General features: G+C 72.2%; 17 protein-coding genes. 1 reads left to right on the top strand and 16 read right to left on the bottom strand.

Annotated elements, in window-relative coordinates; translation table 11 throughout:
- Window positions 1-80 precede the first annotated feature (80 nt).
- Window positions 81-1,187, top strand: coding sequence for an RNA-guided endonuclease TnpB family protein (locus tag ABZ463_RS13450; protein ID WP_352012067.1), 1,107 nt, complete (start codon window positions 81-83; stop codon window positions 1,185-1,187).
- A gap of 220 nt (window positions 1,188-1,407) precedes the next feature.
- Here ABZ463_RS13450 and ABZ463_RS13455 read toward each other — a convergent pair whose 3' ends face one another.
- From ABZ463_RS13455 to ABZ463_RS13530, 16 genes are all read right to left on the bottom strand, one after another.
- The gene (locus ABZ463_RS13455; RefSeq protein WP_352012066.1) at window positions 1,408-2,997 is read right to left on the bottom strand and encodes a helix-turn-helix domain-containing protein; all 1,590 of its coding nucleotides are present in this window, start codon (window positions 2,995-2,997) and stop codon (window positions 1,408-1,410) included.
- Window positions 2,998-3,026: 29 nt separating this feature from the next.
- Entirely contained in the window at window positions 3,027-3,905 is an 879-nt protein-coding gene (locus ABZ463_RS13460; protein WP_362775940.1) for a serine hydrolase, read from the bottom strand.
- Window positions 3,898-5,244 carry a serine hydrolase domain-containing protein gene (locus ABZ463_RS13465; RefSeq protein WP_352012064.1) on the bottom strand — a complete coding sequence of 449 codons (1,347 nt, stop codon included), beginning with the start codon at window positions 5,242-5,244 and terminating at the stop codon, window positions 3,898-3,900. Before ABZ463_RS13465 ends, ABZ463_RS13460 begins: the two co-directional genes overlap by 8 nt.
- A gap of 9 nt (window positions 5,245-5,253) precedes the next feature.
- The gene (locus tag ABZ463_RS13470) at window positions 5,254-6,579 is read right to left on the bottom strand and encodes a serine hydrolase domain-containing protein (RefSeq protein ID WP_352012063.1); all 1,326 of its coding nucleotides are present in this window, start codon (window positions 6,577-6,579) and stop codon (window positions 5,254-5,256) included.
- Window positions 6,528-8,456 carry a S9 family peptidase gene (locus ABZ463_RS13475; RefSeq protein ID WP_362775943.1) on the bottom strand — a complete coding sequence of 643 codons (1,929 nt, stop codon included), beginning with the start codon at window positions 8,454-8,456 and terminating at the stop codon, window positions 6,528-6,530. The genes ABZ463_RS13470 and ABZ463_RS13475 overlap by 52 nt, the downstream gene beginning before the upstream one ends.
- A 97-nt stretch (window positions 8,457-8,553) precedes the next feature.
- Window positions 8,554-9,099, bottom strand: a complete 546-nt coding sequence (locus ABZ463_RS13480) for a ferritin-like domain-containing protein (RefSeq protein ID WP_352012061.1) — start codon at window positions 9,097-9,099, stop codon at window positions 8,554-8,556.
- Window positions 9,100-9,184: 85 nt separating this feature from the next.
- Window positions 9,185-9,826, bottom strand: a complete 642-nt coding sequence (locus ABZ463_RS13485; protein WP_352012060.1) for a GntR family transcriptional regulator — start codon at window positions 9,824-9,826, stop codon at window positions 9,185-9,187.
- Window positions 9,827-9,874: 48 nt separating this feature from the next.
- Complete coding sequence (locus ABZ463_RS13490) at window positions 9,875-10,720, bottom strand: DUF4438 domain-containing protein (protein ID WP_362775946.1); 846 nt, start codon at window positions 10,718-10,720, stop codon at window positions 9,875-9,877.
- Window positions 10,717-11,559: a DUF4438 domain-containing protein gene (locus ABZ463_RS13495; protein ID WP_362775948.1), complete on the bottom strand. Its 843-nt coding sequence runs from the start codon at window positions 11,557-11,559 to the stop codon at window positions 10,717-10,719. Before ABZ463_RS13495 ends, ABZ463_RS13490 begins: the two co-directional genes overlap by 4 nt.
- Window positions 11,556-12,899 carry a TldD/PmbA family protein gene (locus tag ABZ463_RS13500; RefSeq protein ID WP_362775950.1) on the bottom strand — a complete coding sequence of 448 codons (1,344 nt, stop codon included), beginning with the start codon at window positions 12,897-12,899 and terminating at the stop codon, window positions 11,556-11,558. The genes ABZ463_RS13495 and ABZ463_RS13500 overlap by 4 nt, the downstream gene beginning before the upstream one ends.
- Window positions 12,900-12,961: 62 nt before the next feature.
- Entirely contained in the window at window positions 12,962-14,443 is a 1,482-nt protein-coding gene (locus ABZ463_RS13505; protein WP_352012056.1) for a TldD/PmbA family protein, read from the bottom strand.
- Window positions 14,440-15,612: a Gfo/Idh/MocA family oxidoreductase gene (locus tag ABZ463_RS13510; protein WP_352012055.1), complete on the bottom strand. Its 1,173-nt coding sequence runs from the start codon at window positions 15,610-15,612 to the stop codon at window positions 14,440-14,442. The genes ABZ463_RS13505 and ABZ463_RS13510 overlap by 4 nt, the downstream gene beginning before the upstream one ends.
- Before the next feature lie 35 nt (window positions 15,613-15,647).
- The gene (locus tag ABZ463_RS13515; RefSeq protein ID WP_352012054.1) at window positions 15,648-16,580 is read right to left on the bottom strand and encodes an ABC transporter permease; all 933 of its coding nucleotides are present in this window, start codon (window positions 16,578-16,580) and stop codon (window positions 15,648-15,650) included.
- 4 nt (window positions 16,581-16,584) lie between these two features.
- A complete protein-coding gene (locus tag ABZ463_RS13520; protein WP_362775953.1) occupies window positions 16,585-17,478 on the bottom strand; it encodes an ABC transporter permease in 894 nt (297 codons plus the stop codon).
- Entirely contained in the window at window positions 17,475-18,446 is a 972-nt protein-coding gene (locus tag ABZ463_RS13525) for an ABC transporter ATP-binding protein (protein WP_352012052.1), read from the bottom strand. The genes ABZ463_RS13520 and ABZ463_RS13525 overlap by 4 nt, the downstream gene beginning before the upstream one ends.
- A 35-nt stretch (window positions 18,447-18,481) precedes the next feature.
- Window positions 18,482-19,495, bottom strand: a complete 1,014-nt coding sequence (locus ABZ463_RS13530; RefSeq protein ID WP_362775956.1) for an ABC transporter ATP-binding protein — start codon at window positions 19,493-19,495, stop codon at window positions 18,482-18,484.

The following is a 19,495-nucleotide window of genomic DNA, read 5'->3' on the forward strand; positions in this document are numbered from 1 at the left end:
GGCAGGGAGGAAACGTGGCACGGCGCCGCTGTATCGAACGCACGGACGAGCCTTAGCTGATCGTTGTTAGAATGTGAGGCATGGCGCAGATCGTGAAGCGGGCCTACAAGTACCGCTTCCACCCGACCCCCGAGCAGGCCGAAGATCTCGCCCGGACGTTCGGCTGCGTCCGCCTCGTCTACAACAAAGCGCTTGAGGAGCGGACCCGCGCCTACACCTTGGAAGGGCGCCGCGTCTCCTACGTGGAGTCGTCCGCGCGCCTGACCGAGTGGAAGCGCGACGGCGACCACGACTTCCTGTCCGAGGTGTCGTCCGTCCCGCTTCAGCAGGCACTCCGCCACCTTCAGGCGGGGTTCGCGAACTTCTTCGCCAAGCGCGCGAAGTACCCGACGTTCAAGAGCAAGAAGAAGTCGCGGCCGTCGGCGGAGTACACCCGCTCGGCGTTCCGCTGGAGGGACGGCCGGTTGACGCTGGCGAAGATGGACGCGCCGCTGAACATCGTGTGGTCGCGCCCGCTCCCGCAGGACGCGGAGCCGTCCACGGTGACCGTGTCGAAAGACGCCGCGGGCCGCTGGTTCGTGTCCCTGCTGGTCGAGGAAAAGATCGCTCCGCTTCCGTCCGTCGAAGCGAACGTGGGAATCGACGCGGGCCTGAACCACCTGCTCGTCCTCTCGACCGGAGAGAAGATCGCCAACCCGCGTCACGAGCGGGTCGACCGGCGCAAACTGGCCAAGGCTCAGCGGGCGCTCGCCCGCAAGGAGAAGGGCAGTGCGAACCGGGCCAAAGCCAAGCTGAAGGTGGCCAAGGTGTACGCCCGGATCGCCGACCGCAGGAGGGATCACCTGCACAAGGTCACCACACGGCTTGTTCGCGAGAACCAAGTGATCGCCGTGGAGGACCTGACCGTCCGCAACATGATGAGGAACCGCTCGCTGGCCCGCGCCATCTCGGATGCCTCCTGGCGGGAACTGCGCTTGATGCTGGAGTACAAAGCCCGGTGGTACGGGCGGGAACTGGTGGCGGTGGACCGCTGGTTCCCGAGTTCGAAGCTGTGCTCGGCGTGCGGGACCCTGCAAGGCAGGATGCCGCTGAACGTCCGGGAGTGGGCCTGCCCATGCGGCGCGGTCCACGACCGGGACGTCAACGCCGCGAAGAACATCCTCGCCGCCGGGCTGGCGGAGAGGTAAAACGCCTGCTGAGCTGGTGTAAGACCTCAACGAGAGTCCTCTCGGGCGGGCAACTGGCCGTGAAGCAGGAACCCCCACGGGCGACCGCGGGAATCCCCTCCCTTCAGGGAGAGGAGGATGTCAACGGAACTCCAGGAAGGTGGAGGGCGATGCCCCACAATCGCTCTTTCGCGCGGCTCGTTCTTCGTGCTCAATCACAAAAAGCGGGTCGCCCGTCGTGTTATCTGCCGAAGATCCGCATCTGGAGCATCACGGTCAGCCTGGCCTCGGAGTCGCCCAGGTCCAGGCCGCCGATCTCGGTGAGCCGCTTCAGCCGGTAACGGAAGGTGTTGGCGTGCACGTGGACCCTGGCCGCGGCGGCGTTGACGTCGCCGAAGGCGTCGAGGTAGGCCCGCAGGGTGGGGACGAGCTCGCTGCCGTGTTCGGCGTCGTAGGCCAGCAGCCGTTCGTAGGGGCCGGTCGGCGCCTGCTCCTCCGCCTCGGCCAGGTCGGCCAGCTGCAGCAGCAGCGCCTCGAAGTGCACGCCGGTGTAGCCGGCGACGGCGCCGGAGGCCTCCCTGGCGCGCAGCACGCGCAGCGCCCTGTCGGCGTCGGCCCTGGACCTGGCCACCTCGGAGAGGTTTCCCGCCAGGCGCCCGACCCCGATGTTGGCGGGGTGTCTGGGGCCGACGCGGGCCAGGAAGCTCTCGGCGACCCGTACGGCCCGCGACTCCTCCTCGCCGCCGCTGCCCGCGTGCAGCGGCAGGACGGCGTAGGCGACCGAGCCGACCAGCGCGGCCGCCGCCTTGGGGTGGATGGCCCCGACGTGCAGGGCGAGCGCGTCGCAGAAGCGCTGCCTGTCGCTCTCCCTGCGCGCGGCGTCGCCGTCGGACCTGCCGCTGAGCTGGGCGGCGAGCACGCACAGCCGTTCGCTGGCGACGCCGAGCCGTCCCGCGGCCTCCGCGGCGTCCTTGCCCCCGGCCAGCACGGTCGACAGCAGGTCGGCGCGGAGCCTGCGGCGGGTGTCGGCCCCGGCCCGCTGCCGCAGCAGCTGCAGGGCGACGATCTTGGCGGCGTCGGCGAGGGCGCGCTGCCGCTGGTCGCTCAGCGGTTCGCGCACCGCGGCCCAGATGGAGCCGAGGATCTCGTCGCCCGACCGTACGGCGACCGCGGCCCGGTGGATGCTGTCACCGTCCAGTTCCAGGTAGATCGGCTCGTGGCTCTGGTAGAGCTTCCTGAAGAAGCCGCGTTCCTCCAGCATCCGCCGGTAGCGCATGGGCACCTGGCGGCCGAGCACCGTCTCGACACGGCCCGGGTCGGCCTCGTCCTGCCGTCCCGAGTAGGCCAGCACCCTGGAGGAGCGGTCCTCGATGGTCACCGGGGCGTCCAGCAGCGCGCACACGGCGTTGGCCAGCGAGAACAGGTCGTCGGCAGGGGCCTCCCCCGGCTCGGCCAGGTCGCCCTCGGCCAGCAGGGAGCGCAGCAGGGCCGCCACCTGCGCCCAGGAGGCGGCCCTGGTCAGCCCGAGGACGGCGACCCCGGTCTCCAGCACCTTGGCGCGGACGAGTTCGTCGACGTCGACGGGCTGCTTGACGACGACGCCCGCCGCCGGGCCCGCCGCGTCGAGCAGGGCGCAGATCTGCTCGGCGCGGTCGACCCCGACGGCCAGCAGGATGTTCCCCTCGGCGAGCAACAGCTCGTCGAGGGGGTCGTAGATGTGCACGCCGGTGACCTCGGCGTCGAGCTCGCCGGGCGAGGCGGCCACGTCCAGCACCGTGCTTCCCAGGTCTTCCAGGATGCGCCGGAGGCTGGAACGTGGCCGATTGCTCATCCGCTCACGATAATGGACATAAAGTGACATTAGGTGCGCAGATGGTCTATCGCCACACGAACCGCACGGCCGATGGCCGCGTCCGCCTTGGGCAACCTGAGCCCGAACGAGCGGGTCCGCAGGAAGACCGCCGCCGCGTACCGCCGCCCGTCCGGATACTCCAGCACGCCCGCCTCGTTGCGGATGCCCCAGAGCGTTCCGGTCTTCCCGGAGATCTTCACCTCGTCGCCGAACGCGGAGGACAGGCGGTGCGGCCAGATCTGGTTGCCCAGGATCCTGCGCGCCTCGGCGCACGCCTCGGCCGGACCGGCCTCGTCCCGCCAGATCAGGCCCAGCAGGGTGGTGATCTCCCGGGGCGTACCGGAGGTCGTCCGCTCGGGGTCGCGCACGGCGAGCGACCTGATCCGCTCCTCGGTGACCGCGGCGAGCCCCTCCTCGTCGTCCAGGCCGGACAGGCCGAGTTCGGTGACCACGCTGCCCAGCAGTTCGGCGCAGCCGCCGATCAGCCGGGTCCGCTCCAGGCCCAGCTCGCGCAGCGTGGCGTGCACGTTGCCGAGCCCGACCCGGCGCAGCAGCACGTCGGTCGCCGCGTTGTCACTCATGGTCATCATGAAGTGGGCCAGGTCGCGCAGGGTGAGCGAGACGTCGTCCACGCACCCGGAGGTGCCGATGCCGCCGTCCTTGTCGGCCGCGGTCACCGTCAGCCGCTCGGTGCGCTCCAGCCTCCCGTCCGCCGCCTGCCTGGCGTACTCCAGCAGGATCGGAAGCTTGAACACCGAGGCGAGCACCACCGGGTCGTCGGCGCCGAGGCAGACCTCGGCGTCGCCGTCGATCTCCCGGACGTGGACGAAGCCCTCGGTCTCCGCCTCCTCGAACACCGCGCGCAGCGCGCCGGAGATCTCAGACACGACGCAGCGTCCTGGCGCCCGAGTGCAGGTGGGTGATCCGCCCGTCCTCGCCGACCACGAAGGTGACCGTCTCGTGCATGCCGCCCCTGGGCTCGGCCGCGATGAAGGAGTGGCCCTCGTGGTGCACGAACCGGGTGGTGGTCCGCGTCTGGCCGGTCTGCCGCATGAACTCGCCGGGGACCAGGGTGACGTCCAGGCCGCCGGGAGCCCCGGCCACCTCCCAGCTGTACATCGGCCCGGAGTACTCACCGAGGTAGGGCGACGGATCGACCTCCCCCGGCGCGGGAGCCGGGACGGGCAGGTCGGGCACGGGCAGGCCGGTGACCTCGCGGATCAGCGGCAGCGCCAGGTCGGAGATCATCCCGGCGACGGAGCCGCCGTTGACGCTCATCGCGATCACGAAGTCCGACCCGGGCACGACCCGCCAGAACGTGCTCTGCCCGATCGTGCCGCCGTCGTGCCCGTAGACCTCGCCGCCCCAGTCGAACAGCTCGAACCCCAGGCCCCAGCGGTCGGCGAGCAGCCCGGGAACGCCGGGCACGTCGATCTGCCCGGTCCGCATGGCGGCGACGGCCTCCTCCGACAGCAGCCGGGTGCCGTCCTGCGCCACGCCGCCCGCGACGAACATGCGGCCGAAGCGGACCAGCTCGCGCAGGGCCAGGCACATGGTCGAGCCCGCGGGGGCGTTGGAGCGCGGCATCGCCCACGACCGGTGGACGGCGCCGTCGGGGCCGAGGTGCCCGGCCGCCGCCCGGAACAGGATGGCCTCCTCGGGCAGCAGCGCCCAGTGCGTCGCGCCGAGCGGCCCGAGCAGGTGCTCGCGCATGGCCTGCTCCCAGGTGGTGCCGCGCAGCCTGGCGACCAGGGCGCCGAGCACGCAGTAGCCGGAGTTGCAGTAGGAGAACAGGGCTCCGGGCTCGTGGACGTGCCCCGCGTCGTGCAGGAAGCCGATGTACTTGTCCAGGCAGTCGTCGCCGCGCCCGGTGTCCTCGAACAGGTCACCGTCGAAGCCGCCGCTGTGGGTGAGCAGGTGCCTGACGGTGATGACCTTCTCCGAGCCGTCGGCGACGGCGAACTCCGGCAGATAGTCCCGAACCGGACGGTCCAGGTCGACCAGGCCCTCGTCCACGAGCTGCATGACCAGCGTGGCGGTCCAGACCTTGGTGGTCGAGCCGACCTGGAAGACGCTGTCCGGCGTGGTCTCCACGCCGGTGTCCCGGTTGACCACGCCGGTGGCGACCTGGATCAGCTCACCGCCGGCCCAGAGCGCGAGCGAGGCGCCGGGCACGCCGTGTTCACGGGCGATCCCGTCGAGACGCTCCTGAAGGTTCTCCAGCATTCTCACTCCTCAGGCGATCTTCGGGGTGGCGCGGACGCCGAGGTGGACGTACGGCGAGCCGTCGGGGAGCTCGTAGAAGACGGCCGAGAGCCACTGGGGGTCTCCCTCGGGGCGGCCGACGAAGGTGGTCTCGTTCACGGCGAGGAGCTCGATCTCCACGGGCGGCTGCAGCGCGGCGAGGGCCCCGGTGGGCTCGATGAGCAGGAACATCCTGTCCTCGCGCAGGCTCACCGTCATCCGGCTGCCCGCCCGCTGGTACACGCCGGTGTAACGCTCCCGGTCGGTCTGGAACGGCTCGGCGGGCGGGCCCAGCACGGGCGGGACCGTGATCCCGGCCAGCTCGGCGAACAGCTCGGTGGCCACCGCCTGGTGGAAGGCCGCGGTGTGGCCGCCGTTGGCCAGCGAGCACACGACCGTCTCGGTGTCGGGCAGCACCCAGAACATGGCGGCCTGGCCGATGGTGTTGCCGCCGTGGGAGATCACCCGGTGGCCCTGCCACTCGTCCAGGATCCAGCCGATGCCCCACTGCCTGCCGAGGGTGTACGGGTTGGGGATGTCGACCTGCGGCTCCCACATCGCCTTCGGGTCGGCCAGCAGCCCGGTGCCCAGGTGGGCGCGGCCGAAGGCGACGACGTCGGCGGGGCGGGCGGAGATCAGCCCGGCGGGGCCGGCCGAACGCATGAGGCTGGAGACGGGGGCGGGCTTGCCGTCGAGGTGTCCCATGGCGGCGCGGAAGCGCAGCACGTCCTCGGGCAGCGTCCAGGTGTGGGTCAGCCCGAGCGGCTCGATGATCTGCTCGCGCAGCGCGGCGTCCCAGGTCTTGCCGGTGAGCCGCTCGATGACACGCCCGGCGACGACGAAGCCCGAGTTGCAGTAGGACTGGGTCACACCGAGGGGGTGGTTCTGCGCGAGGTCGGCGCAGGCCGCGACGTACTTCTCCACGCAGTCGTCACCACGGCCGGTGTCGAGGAAGAGGTCGCCGTCGATGCCCGAGGTGTGGGAGAGCAGGTGCCTGACCGTGACGGTCTTGGTCACCTCGGGGTCGGCGACCCGGAACTCGGGCAGGACCTCGCAGACCGGCGTGTCCAGCGTCAGCGCGCCCTGCTCGGCCAGGACCATGATCTGGGTCGCGGTCCACACCTTGGTGACCGAACCGATCTGGAAGAGCGAGTCCGTGGTCGCCTCGACCCCGGTGTCCACGTTGAGCAGCCCCGCGGCGAACTCGTGGACCTCCCCCTCGTGCAGGAAGGCCAGGTTCGCGCCGGGAACCTCGTACTCGGCGATCAGCTCGGCGAGACGGCCGTGCCAGCGCTGGGGATCCACTGTTCCAGCCATGCGACGATCCTTTCGTTGTAGTCCGTTCGGTGGGAGGGCCTGCCGTTGAGGATGAACAGGTGGGAGCCGCCGGGGTAGCGGACGAGCCTGACCGGGACGCCCCGCTCGCGCAGCGCGGCGAACCACTGCTCGGCCTGGCCGACGGGGCAGCGGTCGTCGTCCTCCCCGTGCAGGAGGAGGGTCGGCGTGGTGACCTTCCCGACGTTCTCCATGGGCGACTGGCCCGTGACGTCCCCGCCGCACTCGTGGACCTTCAGGAGGTACCCGAGGTCGGAGGTCCCGGCCATGCTGTTCAGGTCGCTGACGCAGCCGCCGGGGATGGCCGCCTTGAAACGGTCCGTCCTGGTCGGCAGCCAGCAGGAGACGTAGCCGCCGTAGCTGTAGCCGGTCAGCCCGAGCCGGTCCGGGTCGGCCACCCCCTCGGCGACCAGGTCGTCGATCGGGCTGAGGAAGTCGTCGGTGTCGGCGATCCCCCACGCGCCCACGGTCGCGGTGTAGAACGCCTCGCCGTACCCGTCGCTGCCCCTGGGGTTGAGGGTGAGCACGGTCCACCCCTTGGCCGCGAGCATCTGGTGGTAGAGGTGCACCCCGTCGAAGATCGGGGCCCACGTGTTGTGCGGGCCGCCGTGCACGTCCAGCAGCAGCGGGCCGGGCCCGGTGAGCGTCTCGTCGCGCAGCACGAATCCCTCGACCGGTGTGCCGTCCGGCGCGGTGAAGGTACGGCTGCGCGGCGTGAACAGCTCGACGTCCTCCAGCGCGTACGAGGTCAGCCGCATCGCCGCGGGCTGTCCCGCCTCCCGGCCGCCCGGCAGGTCCAGGAGGTAGACCTCCCCCGCGCTGTGCGGCGTGGCCGCGACGTAGGCGATCCTGCCCGCGGCGGCGCTGACGCCGGAGACCACCTGGTCCCCGCCGACGAGCTTGTCCCCGCCGGCGCGGTAGAGGTGGGTGCAGCCGCCGTCGCGGGCGCAGAAGACCAGTTCGTCCCCGGCCTGCTGGGGAAGCGCCCCGGGGTAGCCGGGGGCGCCGACCATGAGGTTGCGGTCCAGGCCCTCGGTCACCTCGGTGAGGTCGCCGTCGTCCAGGTGGAACAGGCGGGTGTGGCCGACGGGGCCGCCGGTCATCCCGGCGACCAGCAGCCGTCCGCCGGTCCACCACGCCCCGGCGCAGATCAGCTCCTCGCCGGTGAGCCGCTCCGGCACGCCCTCGGGGTCTCCCCCTGATTCGTCCTCGGGGCCGGGATCGGGCACGTCGATCGAGTAGGCGGCCCCACCGATGACCAGGTCGCGGTCCTGCCCCGTGTCGGTGACGAAGGTCAGGCGCAGGCCGTCCGGCGTCCAGGACGGCTCACCGGCGAAGGCGTCTCCCGAGGTGACCCGGACGGTCCGTCCCGTCTCGACGTCCACGACGAACAGCTGCGTCGTCAGGCCGCGCAGCAGGCCGGCGCCGTCGGCCTTGTAGCCGAGCAGGTCGGTCACCACCGGCGCCACCGGGTCGGCCTCCCCGTACGGCGCCGCGTAGGCGATCCTGGTCCCGTCGGGCGACCAGACCGCCGCGCCCGCTCCCAGCGGGGCGTCCGTCAGGACGCGCGGCTCGCCGCCGTCCATCGGCAGCAGGTGGATCTGCGCCCTGCCTTCGACGGGGCGCAGGAAGGCCAGCGTACGGCCCGCCGGAGACCAGCGGGGGGAGGAGTCGTGCGGCCCGCCCGTCAGGCGGCGCGGCTCGGCGCCGGGGGCGGCGAGCCAGATCTCGGAGTGGTTGGCGTCGGTTTCCCGGTCGGCCGTCGTCACCGTGTAGGCGACGGCGCCTCCGTCGGGGCGGAGCCGGGGGTCTCCCGGAACCGCTATGCGGTAGAGGTCGCTGAGGGAGAGGCGGGGCATGTCCGAACGCTAGGCGCCCGTCCGCCCCGCTTCTTCGGCCGCCACGACGAACCGGGCCGGTCCCGTTGTGCCGTCCTCCAACCGGTGCCCGGCGCCCTCAGCCCTTCAGCGCGGCGGGAAGTCGTTCGAGCAGTCCCCTGAGGTCGTCGGCGTGGTCCTCCTCCTGGGCGAGGATGTGCTCGAAGACCCTGCGGGTGGTGACGTCGTGGTCGCCGAGCCACTGGATGATCTCGGTGTAGGAGACGATGACGATCCGCTCCGCGATCAGGTCTTCCTTGATCATCTCCACCAGGTCGAGGCTGGCGTCGTACTCGGTGTGGGACCGGGTCGCCAGCGCCTCGGGGCTGAGATCGGGATCGCCGCCGAGCTGCACGATGCGCCGGGCGAGCATGTCGGCGTGCTCCTGCTCCTCACCGGCGTGTTCGAGGAACTCGGCGGCGACCGGCTCGGCGTAGATGCCGGTCGCGGTGTAGTAGTGCCGCTTGTAGCGCAGCACGCAGACCAGCTCGGTGGCCAGCGCCTCGTTGCACACCTGGATCACTCGCTCCAGGTCGGCGCCGTACGCGGGGGTGATCGGCCCCTTGTCGATCTCCTGCCGGGCCCTGTCCCGGATCTCCGTGATGTCGGTCAGAAACTCTGCCATGTCCCTCCCCCTACCCTGCTTGTCTCACACGGCAAGCCCTCCGCTCCCCCAAGGGGAGACCTTCGAACGTGCCGGGTGAGAAAAGTCAGCCCCCGGTGTCCGCGGGCAGCGTGGGTTCGAGGTAGTGGGCGTGGATGACCGACTCGATCCGCTCCGGGTCGCCGGAGGCCAGGCCGCTGATGACGAGACGGTGGCGGCCCGCCGCCTCGGCCATCTCCAGCTGCTGGCGGTCGAGCGAGGAACGCATGAGGGCGTACATGTGGCCGTTCATGGTCTCCCACAGCTCGGCCAGGCGGCGGCGCCCGGAGGCCAGGACGATCTCGCGGTGGAAGCGGGTGTCGATGTCCACCAGCTCCTGCATGTCACCCGCCCTGGCCGCGCCGTCCATCTCCTGGACGAGCTGTTCGAGACGTTCGAAGAAGCCGGAGGGCAGGTTGGTCACGGCGTCTCGGGCGGCGGCGGACTCAAGGACACAGCGGGCGTAGCAGATGTCCTGGATGTCCTCGGTGGACATGCGGGTGACCATGCTGTACCTGCGCGGGTTGATGTCGACCAGTCCCTCGTTGGACAGGTCGCGCAGCGCCTGACGCACGGTCGCCCGGCTCACGCCGTACTCCTCGGCGATGCCCGCCTCGACGAGCCTGGTCCCGGCGGGCAGCTCGTCGTTGAGGATCTTGCGTCGCAGCGCCAGCCGTACCGTCTCGGGTAGGGATAGGTGTTCGAGCACTTCCCCTGGTGTCCTCTCTCGCGTCGCTCGCGTTGACGCCTGTCTGGTTCAGTATGGAGCGCCGCTCAGCACGGTCTCCGACAGCGCGGGTTCCCCGCCGGGGTCGACCGTGACGGGCAGCAGGTCCGCCGGGCCCGTCAGGACGGGGGTGACGCCGGGACCGTGGCCCGGCAGCGGGCTGTCGCCGTGCGCGACGACGCCGACGGTGCGCCAGCCGCGCCGGTAACCCATGTTGTGCCGCACGTCGACGTCGTCGAGCGCGACCAGGTCGCCCAGGCGCAGCCCGGCCAGGCCCGGGGTGGAGGGCGTGACCTGCACGTCCAGGTCCCACATCTGCGCGGGACGGCCCAGGCCGTTGCCCACCAGGCGGCTGGGGACCGTCCCGCGCACGGTCACCGTGACCTTCCCGTCCTCCACGCGCAGCGGCAGCAGGCCGAGCAGGCGCGGGTCGAGGTTGAGCACCTCGACGCCGGGCACGCCGAGGGAGGCGCCCTGGCCGTGCCCGCGCACGGAGATCCCGTCCCCCGGGCGCAGCGCCGCCAGGTGCTCCTGCGCCATGCTGACGATCACCCGGCCCGCCTCGCCGCGTTTGCCGACCACCCAGCCCCGCGCGCCCCGCGCCGCCCCGGTACGGACCACGACCTCGTTGCCCACGCAGGCGTAGGCGGTCAGCGCGTGCCGGGCCGCCGGGTCGGGGTGGACCAGGCAGGCCCCCGGTGCCACGTGGTCGGCGTCGAAGCCGAACGCCGGGTCGCCGAGCCGTACGCCGAGCACGACACCGCCGTCACCGGCCGGGACGTACGGCCTGCCGTCGGCGTCGATCCGGTAGGGCGTCATGCCGTCGATCTCCGGGTGTTCGACGATCCCGAGCAGGTTCACGGCCAGCGTGCTCATCGGATCACCTCCAGGTTGGCGTCGGGACTGCGGACGATGTGGAAGGCCTCGGCGGGGCCGGTGATCAGGGACGACGGCCCCGGTCCGTGACCGTGCAGCATGCAGTGCCCGGTGGAGATCACGCCGATAGTGACATATCCGGACCGGTAGCCGCGACCGAAGCGGTGGTCGGCGTCCTCGATCGCCACGAAGTCACCGATCCGCAGCCCCTCAAGGCCCAGCGACAGGTCAGGGGACAGGCCCGCGTAGGCGCCCATGAGGTCGGTGTTGGCGAACTCGGAGGCCATGCCCGCGCCCGCCCCGACGGCCTCGGCCGGCACCGTCGCCGCCACGTGCACCTCAAGCCTTCCGTCTGCGCGGGTGCCGCCCGGCATCCGTTCGACCAGCTCGGGAGAGCAGTTCTTCACGGCGAGGGCGGGGTGGTCGGTGAGCCGCAGCCCCTGCCCCCTGGCCACGACCGTGACGGGGTCGCCGACGGTGACCTCGGCGAGCGCCTCCTCCGGCAGGTCGGCGAGCACGTAGGCGTGCTGGCCGATCACGAACCCCTCCGCCCCCGAGGCGGTGCGCACCGTGTTGCCGACGCAGGTGAGGAACTGCAGCGCCATGTTGGCCCCGGGGTCGCGGTGCCGGATGGACAGGCCGGGTTCCAGGTGGTCGGCGGCGTAGCCGGTGGCCGGGTCGCCGCAGTGCACGCCGAGCGTGACGCCGCCCATGCCGGGCAGCAGGAAGGCGCGGCCGTCGGCGTCGAGCCTGGGGCCGTTCCTGTCGGCCAGCGGCGGCCAGACCTCGCCGGTCAGGATCTGGGTGACCAGGCGGGCGGCGTTGGTCTCCGCCCTCATGGCCTGGGTCCGAACCTGAAGCCGCGCACCCGCAGGGCGGGGGCGGTCGCGGCGCCGTTCCACACGTTCATCAGCGGCTGGGTGGCGAGTGTGTCGCCGACCGCGTCCACCCGGGACAGCAGCCCGAAGACGCTCTCGGTGAACCGCTTGCCCGCCACGGGGCGGGTGATCCTGCCGTTCTCGATCAGGAAGCAGCCGTCCCTGCTCACCCCGGTGATGGTGGTCCGCCCGGGGTCGACGACGCGGGTGTACCAGAAGCGCTGCACGTAGACGCCGCGTTCGACCCCGGCGACGAGCTCCTCGTACGGCGTCGCGCCGGGGGCCATGACCAGGTTGGCCGGGATCGCCAGGGGTGACTCCTCGCGGGCGATGTGGGCGTGCCCGGTCGAGGGGACGCCGAGTTCCGCGGCCGTGGCCAGATCGGTCACCGCCTCCCCGACCCGCCCCGCGGTGAGGAACCCGACCCGTCGTTTCGGTGTCCCCTCGATGTCGAACGGGAACGGCAGCCCGACCCCGGCGAGCGCGTCGTCGGCGACCGTGACGCACGGCGCGGCGACCGGCTCGCCCGGGGTGCGGGCGACGGCGCCGACCCCGGCGGCGAGCGCCTGCCCGGTGAACCCGAAGGCGCCGAAGAAGTGCAGCAGCTCACCGGCGGCGATCGGGCCGAGGACGACGTCGTGCACGCCGTCGGGCAGCTCGACCGGCCGCCTGGCCCGCGCCGCCTCGGCCACGGTACGGCTCGCCGCCTCCCGCAGGCCCAGCGCCCGCGCCGACCTGCCCAGGTCACACCAGTAGGAGGAGCCCTCGCCCGCCTTGACGGTGAGGGCGCCCGAGGCCTCGGTCGCGGCGGCGTAGGCCCGCACGCCGCCGGTCCCGGCGACCGCGAGCTCGGTGACGGCGCGGCCGAACATGCCGTAGGCCCCGGCGCCCGCGGCCCTGGCCTCACCGATGACGTGGGCGGCCTCCGCCGAGCGGGCGGCGGCGTCCCACCCCTCGACGTCGGCGTGCCACAGGTCCGGTTCCGGGTACGGCCGCGCCCGGGCGACGCCGCAGGCCCCCCGGGCGCCGCCGCGCGCCAGTTCGAGCGCGGCCCGCGCGGCCGTCTCCGGCTCCTCGATCCTGGAGGTCGCGGCCCGCGCGGTACGGCCGTCCACGACGACCCGCACCATGAGCTGCCGTTCCACGATGTCCTGCGCCTGGTGGATGCGCTCCCCGGCGAAGCGGGTGTACTCCCCCGAGCGCACGGCGAGGAAGGCCTCCGCCTCGTCGGCCCCCGCGGCGCCCGCGAGCGCCCGTTCGACCGCCTCAAGCGCGCGGTCCCCGCCGGTGTAGGGCCTCATCCCGTCTCCCCCGTCCAGGTTTCCGTCCCGGCCTCTGTCCGGGATTCCGTTCGGGCCCGCCATCACGCGACCCCGATCCGCACGCCGCGTACGAGCGCCGGGGAGGCGCCGTGCCCGAGGAAGCCCCACTGTTTCGGCTCGCCCTTGCCGCAGGGCATGCCGAACGCCCTGAACTCCTCCGGGCCCGCGACGGCCTCGACCGAGCCCCAGAAGCGCGGCGTCACACCGCCGTAGGAGAGGTTCTTGAGCAGCCGCCCGCGCCTGCCACGCCGTACCTCGTAGGCGACCTCGGTGCCGAACTGGAAGTTCCAGCGGCGCTCGTCGATGGACCAGCTGCGGTTGTCGTCGACGTAGTAGCCGTCGCCGAGGCGGTCGAGCAGTTCGTCGAGACTCCCCGAGCCGGGTTCGAGGAAGACGTTGGTGGCGAAGCAGACCGGCGGGTAGGCCCAGCCGTCGGCCCTCGCGGCGCCGATCGGGGTGAGGCCGAGCCTGGCGGCGCTGTCCCTGCTGGACAGGAAGTCGACCACGACGCCCTCGCGGATCAGCTCCCGGCGCGCGGCCGGGGTGCCCTCGTCGTCCCAGCCGAAGGAGCCCCGGGTGCCGGGCACGGACGGGTCGGCGGTGACGTTGACCGCGGGTGAGCCGTAGCGCAGCGCGCCGAGCGCGTCCGGGGTGATGAAGGACGTCCCGGCGAAGTTGGACTCGTCGCCGAGGATGCGGTCCAGTTCGAGGGCGTGGCCGCATGACTCGTGGATCTGCAGCGCCATCTGGGCGGGGCCGATCACCAGGTCCGCGGTGCCCGAGGGGGCGACCGGCGCGGTGAGCAGGGCGACGGCCTCCTCACCGACCCGCGCGGCCTGTTCGGCCAGCCGCAGCGACTCCACGTACTCCCATCCGGCCGCGGCGGTGTTGCCGTGGAAGGAGTTGGGGTAGGAGCGGCGCTGCACGTCGTGCTCGTCGGCGGCGAAGACCAGCACCATGGCGCCCGACTCGACCAGGTGCTGGTGCTGGCGGGAGCCCTCGCTGTCGGCGAAGTGCCGGTGCTGCCGTTTGGCGTTCAGCCCGACCTCGGCGGAGACGACCTTCTCCGGTGCCCCGGCGGCGGCGAGGGCCTGGTCGAGCAGGCCGTACCTGCCGGGGAAGGAGAAGGGGTCGGTCGTGACCTCGGTGGTGTGGCGCCCGCTTGAGGGCGGGCGCGGCGGGAGGGCGACGCGTTCGGCGCCCGCGAAGGCGGCGGCGCGTGCGGCGGCGACGGCCCGTCCCGCGACGGCGCGGACGTCGGCCTCGTCACCGAGCGGCGCCGCGGCGAACCCCCAGACCCCCTCGCGCAGGACCCGCACCCCGACACCCATGTTCAGCTCGGAGCGCTCGTCGCGCGCCCCGCCGTGCCTGCCGTACAGGCGGGTCTCCTCGCACTCGACGAGCCGGACGTCGGCGTACTCGACGCCGGGACCCGAGGCCGCGCCGAGCGCCGTCTCACACAGGGCCCGTGCCGCCGCGTCGTCGTGGGCGTTCCCCCAGGTGTGCGCCTCCTGGCCCGTCACCTGGCCTCCTCAAGCGATTCGAGCGGGCCCTCAAGAGGGCTCTCCAGGGGGCCCTCAAGGGGAAAGGTGACCCAGCTGCGCTCGCGGAAGGACCGTTCGAAGGTGTTGATCGTCTCCTGGACCAGCGCGCCCTGCCCGAAGTCGCCCTGGTTGAGCGGGCCGCCGGAGAGGATCTCGTCGGCGAAGTCCCGGCACAGGTTGGAGTAGAACAGCAGCGGCCAGGGCTCGGTCGAGCGGCCGCCCTCGGGGAAGAAACGCTGCGGGATCTCCCGTTCGACGAACTCGACGGAGCCCTTGCTGGCCGTCCTGATCGTCTGGCAGACGCCCGCCTCCTCGACCAGCCTGACGACGATCGCGCCCTCGGAGCCGTAGACGCGGGCCTCGATGCCGGGGAAGTTGCCGACCGTGACGAACGACGACTGGATGGAGGCCAGCGCGCCGCTCTCGAACTCGGCGATCCACATGTCGCCGTCGTCGATGTTCATCCTGGTCATCAGGCCGGTGTCGCGTACGACGCGTTCGGGGACGAAGTTCCGCATCGTGCCGACCGCTGAGGTCATCGGGGAGTCGACCCACCAGTGCATGATGTCGATGATCGGCGCGCCGTACCCCTCGATGGACGACACCTGGATGACGTCCGGGTCGGCGTCGGCGTCCACCTGGCGCAGCGGGGTCGAGGGGTCGAGCCACTGGCTGTTCTGCTCGTAGCCGTTGAAGATGTACGGCTCGCCGACGAAGCCCGCGTCGATGAGCTCCTTGGCGTACAGCACGGCGGGGGCGTATCTGAAGGTGAAGCCCAGCTTGGTCTTCAGCCCCTTCGACCTGGCCAGTTCCGCGGCCCTGCGCGTCTGCCGGTAGTCGTGGTGCACCGGCTTCTCGCACAGGACGTGCTTGCCCGCCTCAAGGGCGGCCCAGGAGATCTCGAAGTGCGCCCGGTTCCCGGTGGCCACGTCGACGACGTCGATGCCGGGGTCGTCAAGCAGCTCGCGGTAGTCGGTGACGACGCGCCCGACGCCGAAGCGCCTGCCGGCCTCTCCGGCCACGTCCGCGTCGGAGTCGGCGAGGGCGACCACCTCGACGCGGGGGTCACGCTGCCAGCCGGGGATGTGGGCGACCTGTGCCCACCGGCCCGCGCCGACGACGGCGACCCGCACCTTGTCCTGTCCCATTGTGAGAGATCCCTTCGGGGGTTGTGCCGACCCGGTCAGCGGCGGTTGCGCACGCGAGGGTCGACGACCGCGTACGTGAGGTCCACGAGGAAGTTCATGACGACGACGAAGAAGGCGGCCAGCAGCACCGCGCCCGTGACGATCGGGACGTCGAGCTGGTCGATGGCGTCGTAGGTCAGCTTGCCGACGCCCGGCAGCCCGAAGACCGACTCGATGATCAGGACTCCGCCGAGGAAGTAGCCGAAGTCCATCCCGATCATGGTGATCAGCGGGGTGAGTGCGTTGCGCAGCGCGTGCCTGGTCAGGACGGTCCGCTCACGCAGCCCCTTCGACCGCGCCATCTGGATGTACGGCGAGCGCAGCACCTCCAGCATCTGGGCGCGGGTCATTCTGGCGTACCACGCCGCGCCCGCCAGGCCGAGGGTGAAGGTCGGCAGCGCCAGGTACCACCAGAGCGGGTCGCCGAGCCCGTTGAGCGGGAAGATCGAGAACCGGTAGGCCAGGTAGTACAGCAGCAGCAGCCCGACCCAGAACGGCGGGGCGGACAGGCCGATGAGCGCGCCGAGCGTGGCGAGCCTGTCGGCGGCGCTCTTGGGCCGGTAGGCGGCCACGATCCCGGCGGGGACGCCCAGGAGGAGCTGCCAGACGATCCCGCCGACCGCGATGAGCGCCGAGGTCGGCAGGGCCTGGGCGAGCTGTCCGGCGACCGGCGCGCCGTGCAGCGCGTAGGAGGTGCCGAGGTCGCCGTGCAGGAGCCTGCCGAGGAAGGCGGTGTACTGCGACCACAGGGGGGCGTCGAGTCCGAGCTGGTGCCGGATCGAGGCCACGGTCGCCGCGTCGGCGTTGGGGCCCGCGATCAGCCTGGCCGGGTCGCCGGGTACGGCGTAGGCCATGAGGAAGGCGAGTGTGACCACGCCGAGCAGGACCAGGACCATCTGCCCGATCCGGCGCAGAACCCATCCCGTCACGCCGTCACCTCCGTTCCGGTGCGGTCGGGTCGAGCAGGTCGCGCAGCCAGTCGCCCGCCAGGTTGAAGGCCAGGACGGTGGCGATCAGGCAGAGACCGGGGGCGAACAGCAGCCACGGCGCGACCTCGTAGTATCTGCGGCCGTCGTCGACCATCTGGCCCCAGGAGGCCTCGGGCACCGGCACGCCGACGCCGATGAACGACAGCGAGCTCTCGATGAGGATCGAACTGGCCACGCCCAGCGTCGCGTAGACGATGATCGCCGGGACGAGGTGCGGGAGGATGTGCCTGACCATGATCCGCGTGTCGCTCACGCCGAGCGTGCGGGTCGCGGTGACGAACTCCCGCTCGCGCAGCGAGAGCACCATCCCCCGGATGACACGTGCCAGGTAGGTCCAGTAGACCAGCGCGATGACCAGCACCACGTTGCGCTGGCTGGGCCCGGTGACGGAGATCAGCGCGACGCAGAAGAGCAGGATCGGGAACGACATGACCATGTCGGTGATCCGGCTGATCACGGTGTCCACCAGGCCGCCGAAGTAACCGGCGGTCACCCCGGCCACGACCCCGACGACGGTGGCCAGGCCGTTGGCGACGACGCCGATGGTCAGCGAGACGCGGGCGCCGTACAGGAGCCTGGACAGCACGTCGCGGCCGTTGGGGTCGGTGCCGAGCGGGAACTCCCCGCCGGGCGGCACGGGCGCGCCCCTGGCGGTCAGCCCCTCGGCGTAGGTGCGCATCGGGTCGTGCGGGGCCAGCAGCGGCGCCAGGATCGCGGCGAGCACCAGCAGCACGAGCACGGCGACCGAGACGAGGGCGGGGATGTCCCGCAGGAGGCTGCGTCCCGCCCTGCGCAGGCCGTCGCGCACGCGGGGCTCGGTGGGCTGTGCGGCGGTCACGGTGTCACCTCGGAATCGCGCTCCGGTTCGGGCGCGAGGTGGCAGGCGGTGAGCTGGCCGCCCCGTTTGACCGCGAGTTCGGGCCTGACGGTGCGGCAGATCTCCTCGGCGAGCGGGCAGCGCGGATGAAAGGCGCAGCCCGCGGGCGGGTCGGCGGGGCTCGGCGGCTCCCCGGCGAGCCTGACCCTCGGCCCGGTACGGCGCGCGCCGGGCACCGGGACCGCCGCGAGCAGCGCCTGGGTGTAGGGGTGCCGCGGGGCGCCGAAGACCTGGTCCCTGGTGCCGATCTCCACCAGCCTGCCGAGATACATGATCGCGATCCGGTCGGCGGCGAACCGCATCGTGGACAGGTCGTGGGAGATGAACAGGTAGGCCAGCCCGCTGTCCTCCTGCAGGTCCTTGAGCAGGTTGAGGATCTGGGCCCGTACCGAGACGTCGAGGGCGGAGACCGCCTCGTCGCAGGCGATCACGGCCGGGTCGACGCCGAGCGCGCGGGCGATGGAGACCCGCTGGCGCTGGCCGCCGGACAGCTCGTGCGGGTAGCGGGTGGCCAGGGCGGCCGGCAGCCCGACCCGCTCCAGCAGCTCCCGCACCCGCGCGGGCCGTTGCCCGGCGGGCAGGCCCCTGACGATCAGCGCCTCCTCGACGGTCGCGCCGATCCTCATGCGCGGGTCGAGGGAGTCGTAGGGATCCTGGTAGACCATCTGCATCTGGCGGCGGAAGGTCTTCAGGGCCGCGCCCCGCAGCCCCGCGATGTCGCGCCCGCCGATGCGGACGCGCCCACCGGCGGGGTCGGTGATGCGCAGCAGGGCGCGGGCGACCGTGCTCTTGCCCGAGCCCGACTCACCGGCCAGGCCGAGGGTCTCCCCCGGCGCGACCGTGAACGAGACGCCGTCGACGGCCCGCACGGTCACGCCGCGGCGGCGGGAGAAGTGCACGCGCAGGTCCTCGACCTCGACGACGTTCACCTCGCGTTCTCCTCTCTGGTGTGCGGTCCCGGTGCTCACGGGCGCTCCCCGGCCGCGGTGGCGACGTGGCAGGCGACGCCGCCCTCCATCCGCGGTTCGATCTCGTGGCAGACGTCCTCGGCGAGCGGGCAGCGTGAGGCGAACGAGCAGCCGGGCGGGCGGGCGCCCGCCTGGGGCGGGCTGCCCGGGATGGACGGCAGCCTGCGCGGCAGCGGCCCCGTCATGGCGGGGATCGAGCCGAGCAGGGCGCGGGTGTAGGGGTGGCGGGGGGCGCCGACGATCTCCTCGGTCGTGCCGCTCTCGACGACGCGCCCGCCGTACATGACCAGGACGCGGTCGCAGAACGTCGAGACGACGCCCAGGTCGTGGCTGATCAGGATGACGGCCGTGCCGAGTTCGGCGGTCATCCTGTCCATCAGGTCGAGCACCTGGGCCTGCACGGTGACGTCGAGCGCCGTGGTCGGCTCGTCGGCGATGAGCAGCCTGGGCGAGCAGGACACGGCGATGGCGACGGCGACCCGCTGCCGCATGCCGCCGGAGAACGTCATCGGGTAGTCGCGCAGCCGGGCCGCCGCGTCCGGGATGCCCACCTCGGCCAGCAGCTCCGCGGCCCGTACGGCGGCGGCCCCGCGGTCCATCCCCAGGTGCTCACGGAGCGTCTCGGTGACCTGGCGTCCGATCCGCACCAGCGGGTTGAGGCTGGAGAGCGGGTCCTGGAACACCATGGCCGCCTGCGCGCCCCGCCAGCGGCGCAGTTCGTCCCTGGGGAAGGCGAGCACGTCGCGTCCCTCGAAGCGCACGGCGCCCGACTCGACGGTCGCGGCGGGCCCGAGCAGCCGCATCACGGCCTGGGCCGTGACGGACTTGCCCGAACCGGATTCGCCGACGATGCCGAGGCGTTCGCCCGCGGCGACGGAGAAGGAGACCCCGCGAACGGCCGTGTGGTCGCCGTTGGGCGTCGCGAAGCGGACGACGAGGTCGTCCACGTCGAGCAGCGCGTCCATGGTCAGCCTTTCACCGGGGGCAGCGGGAGCATCGGGGATCGTCAC

Source organism: Streptosporangium sp. NPDC020145, from assembly GCF_040631275.1.
In the GTDB taxonomy this organism is placed as follows: domain Bacteria; phylum Actinomycetota; class Actinomycetes; order Streptosporangiales; family Streptosporangiaceae; genus Streptosporangium.